The organism is Candidatus Acidiferrales bacterium (assembly GCA_036514995.1).
Lineage (GTDB): Bacteria > Acidobacteriota > Terriglobia > Acidiferrales > DATBWB01 > DATBWB01.
In genome coordinates this window covers 1-5120 of sequence record DATBWB010000087.1, presented here as the reverse complement: position 1 = coordinate 5120, position 5120 = coordinate 1, and the positions used below count along the sequence as shown (strand labels likewise).

General features: G+C 61.0%; 5 protein-coding genes. All 5 read right to left on the bottom strand.

All coding sequences use genetic code 11. From position 1 onward, the window contains the following. On the bottom strand, window positions 1-2084 hold a 2084-nt coding region (locus VIH17_06195), incomplete at its 3' end, for an AsmA family protein (GenBank protein HEY4682826.1). Window positions 2085-2137: 53 nt separating this feature from the next. Then, window positions 2138-2899: a signal peptidase I gene (gene lepB, locus VIH17_06190; protein HEY4682825.1), complete on the bottom strand. Its 762-nt coding sequence runs from the start codon at window positions 2897-2899 to the stop codon at window positions 2138-2140. A 4-nt stretch (window positions 2900-2903) separates the two neighbouring features. Then, the gene (rnc, locus tag VIH17_06185) at window positions 2904-3632 is read right to left on the bottom strand and encodes a ribonuclease III (protein HEY4682824.1); all 729 of its coding nucleotides are present in this window, start codon (window positions 3630-3632) and stop codon (window positions 2904-2906) included. 17 nt (window positions 3633-3649) lie between these two features. Beyond that, window positions 3650-4552: a hypothetical protein gene (locus tag VIH17_06180; protein HEY4682823.1), complete on the bottom strand. Its 903-nt coding sequence runs from the start codon at window positions 4550-4552 to the stop codon at window positions 3650-3652. A 97-nt stretch (window positions 4553-4649) separates the two neighbouring features. After that, window positions 4650-4991: a tetratricopeptide repeat protein gene (locus VIH17_06175; protein HEY4682822.1), complete on the bottom strand. Its 342-nt coding sequence runs from the start codon at window positions 4989-4991 to the stop codon at window positions 4650-4652. Between the last annotated feature and the right edge of the window lie 129 nt (window positions 4992-5120).

The window sequence follows — 5120 nt, the reverse complement described above, 5'->3', positions numbered from 1 at the left end:
TAGTAGGAAGGACCGACCGGGGCAGGACGAAAGTCGGCGCGGAACCAACCTTCGAACTGGCCGCCATAGGCACGCACCGTCATATGGTCGAGGCGAACCTGCCCGCCGGAAAGATCAGCCGTTGCTCGCAGATCTTCCGTCCTGACCAAACCGACCTCGAGTGAGCCCACCGCCAACTTGCCAGTGGCGCGAACGGAATCTAACCATCGCGCGCCTGGTTTTGCCGGAAACTGGCCGAACGGCCCCATCCGGGCGGGGGGGAGCAGAAAGCGATCTGAGTCGCGCGGGTTGAAAGTCTCGTCGAGGGCAGCCAAATACAGACGATCGGCGGAAAGAATAAAGCGCCACTCGCGCCTGGGCCGCGAGTAGAGGTGGAGGCGGCCTTGCCAATTTGTCCCGGCAAAACGGGAGGCGTCCAGGAAAATGCGCGCCTCGCCCTGGCGAAATTCAGCGCGTCCTTTGCCGATCTGGATGTCACCCCGCATACCGGAAGCAGAAACGCGGATGCCATCGAGCAGCAGCCTGCCTTCGGGCCACGCTTCTGTTTTGGAGCCCTCGACCGGGCCGCGCAGTTGCCCGCGCCAGCGGAGCGACATGGCGGTGGTGCCGACAAGCCGGATGGGGCGCGGCGGCTCGATCCCCAGCGCTTGCTCGAGCCCGATCACACCCTCCAGCGGCACGTGATCCGATGTCGCTTCCCAACGATACGGCCGATGCAAATTGCGAAAGTTGACAACGCCGCGAAGTGTCAACTCGCCCCGATCCCATCGGGGCCAGCGCAGAACGATCGGCGAGATCTGCAAGATGCCGTCCTTCAGGCGAGCTTTGATTTCTCCAACCCGGAGCTTCATGACCGAGGAGCTCCCGGCGAGGTCAACCGTGGAAGTTTCCAGATTGCTGGGCGGAACGGAGATCGTTCCCTGAAGCATCATCGGCGAGCCGGAAGCCCTCAGGTGAACTCGAGCCACCCCATCCGATTTCAAAGTGGCATCCACGTTGGCACGAAAGCCCGGCAGCCATGCGGCAAAATCGGCCAAATGCATCTGGTCGGAGTCTAACTGCGCTTCCCATGCGGAGCGACCCGGCCGGTCGCGCCCATCGCCCCAGGCGACTCGGGCACTGAGAATTCCTTTCGATCTCTCCGTGCGAAACTCAAGGGAATGGAGACCGAGCTCGCCAGCCGTCAGGTCAAGAACTCCATTTGCTTGAAGCTGGAGGACTGGCGAATCCGGCCCGGAAAGCAGTTCGGCGCCGTGAAGATCGCTAAGCTGCACGGCTGCCTGAACGTCGAGCCGGCGGAGCGTTCCTTTCCCGCTGGCGCTGATCTGAGGAAGTCCGCGCCAGCCCGCGTCGTAACCGAAAAAGAGCCGGGCGATGTCGGAAAGGCGGCTTTTTTTCCACTCGGCCTGAAACTGGAACGGCCAATCTCGCCAGTGGCTCGCGCTCGCCTCGCCCTTGGCGCGGAACGCAACGGTGCCAATCTCGGCCAATGACATATCCGTGCGAAGTGGGCTGAACTCCGCCTGCAGCTCCCACTGATGATTCTCCAGCGAATACCGCAACTTCGCCGAAAGGTTGTCGAGCGTGTGCACCAGCTTGTTGGGACCCGATTTGAAATTAATGCGGGCCGAATCCAGGTCGAGCGCCACCCCGGCCAGCGACCCCCTTGTGTCTTCCAGGGGCCGCCCACGGCGCCCTAGCAGGCTGGACAGATTCCACTCGCCCTGCCCATTCCGCACTAGGTTGATGCTCGGGCTGCCGAAACTCAAAGAAGAGATCGCCAACCGGCGCTGGAGGATAGAGAGAGGGCGGAAGGTGCAACGCAGCGTGGGCGCCCGCAATAAGGGTTCATTGCCGAAGCGCGGATCCTCGGCCACGGTGACGTACTGCGCTTCCAGCGCCGGGGTGCCCAGCAAGCTAAAGCGAACCGCGCCGATCTCGACTTTACGGCCGAGGGAAGATTCCAGGCGGGCGATGAGGTGGGAGCGGAAGCGATTGGCGCTGATCAGAAAGGGCAATGAGCCGGCCAGGAGAACGGCCAGCGCCAGCAAGAAGCCTATCCGACGCCAGAAACGTCGCGTCATAAGGTGGTAGCCTGCGTGACTGGCCCGTAGGGGCTCGAGCTCGATCCGGCGCTTCAGCGGACAAAATGGAACATCCGATTCCAGCGGGTGCGGGCCGGAAACTCGAAGATGATTTTGACCAGGTTGAGGAGGCGGCGACCGAGACCCCGCTGGCTGTAGTCGCTTTCGTTTGCCTCAAACGACCAGTAGATGAGAATGGGGCGCCCCATGATGTTCTCACGGTCCACGAAACCCCAGTAGCGGCTGTCCAGACTCGAGTCCCGGTTATCCCCCATGGCGAAATATTTTCCAGGGGGAATCACCAGCTCATCGTCATAAGTGTAATGGACCAAGGTTCGCGCCCACCCCTCGGTGATATTGCCTGTGAAAAACCCGGGCGAACTGGCCGAGGGCGGGAAGTTGTCGCCGTAAGGGTCGCTGCCCGGGTTGGAGTGGCGGGCGTAAGGCTCGCTTAACGCCTTGCCATTGATGAAGACCTGTCCACCCACAATCTTGAGGCGGTCGCCCGGCAAACCGATCGCGCGCTTGACGAAATGAGGGTGAGTCGGCTCGTGGGGCGCTTTGAAAACAATGATATCCCCGCGCCGCACCGCTCGATAGGGTAAAAATTTATCGAAGATTCCGCCCCGGCCACCATAGATGAACTTGTTCACCAGAAGGTGGTCGCCAATCAACAAGTTTGGTTCCATGGAGCGCGAAGGGATCTCAAACGCTTGCACGACAAAGCCGGTGGCAAACAACGCCAGGATGATGGTGACGAGGATCGAATCCACATACTCGCGCACCGTCGAAGGTTTACGCTCCTGTTCGGCCATCGCCTCAACTTCCCTTTTCGATCGTGATCTCATGCCCGCGAAGCATCTCAAGCGTCAAGCGTGCGGCGGCTTGTTCGGCCACCTTCTTGCTGGCGCCTTCGGCTCGCGCCAGGACGCGCCCGCGCCATTCCACCTGCACGGTGAATGTCTTCTGGTGCTCGGGCCCGCGCTCGGCGATCACCGCGTAGTGGACGGTAGGCATCCCCCGCGCTTGCAGCCACTCCTGGAGCGCTGACTTGTGATCGGCGGCTGCCAGCCGCTCGGCATCGTTGAGGATCCTTTCCTCGAGCAAGAACTTGCCCAAGAAACCGGTGGCCGCTCCGAGACCACCATCGAGGTAGAGGGCGGCGATGACGGCTTCCACCGCATCGACCAGCAGCGCCCGTTTTGTCCGACCGCCGGTCTTTTCTTCTCCACGACCCAGCCGGAGAAAGCGCCCGAGAGACAGCCGCTCGGCCACCCCCGCCAGCGAATGGGCGCTCACCAGGTTGGCTTTCATCTTGGACAGCCGTCCTTCGCTGAATTCGGGGAAGCGCTCCACCAGCCGCTGGCTGACGACAAATCCAAGAATGGCATCCCCGAGAAATTCGAGCTGCTCGTTGTCAAATGCCGCCATGCCCGGCTGAGCATCCTTGGGATGAGAACTGTGAGTCAGGGCTCGGGCGAGCAACTGCCGGTCGCGAAACGCGTATCCGAGCAGCACTTCAAGCTCTTCGAATAGCTCCTCGGCCATAGCTTCAAGCTACCCGGTTACGGCTTGGGTGGCGCGGGAGTGGGTGGATTCGCCGCCAGTCTCTTGGCGTTCGCCAGTTGTTGATTCACCACGTCTTTGAATGGCCCTTGCGTCTCATCGTATGCCCGCTGAAGGGCCGTCACTGCCTCAGCGTATTTCTGCGTGTTCATGTAAGCCAGGCCGAGCACGTAGAAATCCACCGGGTCAACCTGCGCGTACTTCGGCTCGGTAGCCACCTTCAGTTCATCCACCGCGAGGGCATACCGCCGACTGTTGAAATAGGTAACCCCGAGGCCGGAATGGGCCATGATCGCAATGGTTTCTTTATGTCTCATAAACTGATCGTCAGCCATGCCGGCGGGTTTAGGCAGGGTTTCGATCAACTCGAGCGAGTGCTTGGCATAGGTTTCTGCCTTCTGCATCTTGGCCCGGTAGTCCAACTCGCCCAGTCTGGACCGACGGGCGTAGAGTTGCGAGAGAATAGCCAAGACATCCGGTCTGTCCGGATCCAACTCCACTGCCTTTTCGCCGAACGCCACTGTCTTGTCGGCATCTCCCAGCGACAGGTGTAGTGCCGAGAGGCTCGCGTAAGCATGCGCTTTCAAACCGGCCTGAGGAAATTTCTCCAGGAATTCGTTGATAGCAACAACCCGCTTGGCCGGATCTTGTTCATTGCTGAGGGCTGTCCAAGCGTCAGCTTCCGCCTGGTCGTTGGCCAGCAACCGAGGCTGGGGCGGTTCGGTCTGAGGCTGGCCGGCGGTCGGCGGCGCGGGCGGCTGCTGGGCAGGCTGTTGAGTTTGCTGCCCCTGCTGAGGCTGGTTCCCCTCACTCGCAGCCACCAGCGGCATGGTCCGCGAAAGAGCCAACGTGGCGGTCAAAATGAGACTCGCCAGGATGATTGCTTTCCCGTATTGCTTCATAAAGTCGCTTCTCCTTCCCTTATTCCTTGATTCTGCCGGTCCAACGTTCCCGGCCAGTACTGTGGTGTATCCATTCTCGCGCGAAAACGCCTTTCCGTCACTCCGATTCTGGCGTCGCCGAACCGGGTACGGCTGGTTTGGGCGGGCGGAAGGGTTTCTCCAATCCTCGATGGGCGGCGGAGCGCACCGCCTCGGAAGGGTCGCCAGCGGCGAGCGCTGCCCTGTACTCGCTCAGCGCCAATTCACGGCGATCTTCCATATCATAGATGCGTCCAAGATAGATGTGCGACCACGCCAGCAGACGCGGTTCGCGGGCGCGCTGCAAAGTGCGCTGGAAATATTCTTTGGCCTGTTCGGCATCCTTGTTGAGGGTTGCCATGACGGCCATACCATAAAGGGCGCGCGGGTTGTCTTCATAGCGGGCGAGGATCGAGCGCACGAACGGCTACTTGCGCTTCCAGGAAGGCTACCCTGACCGCAGCTATGTTGTGCTTTACGATCCGCTGGGAGCGCCCGGGCAGACCAATGCCCGCAACTACGGCGCGAATTACTACTTGGTCTTTTCGCC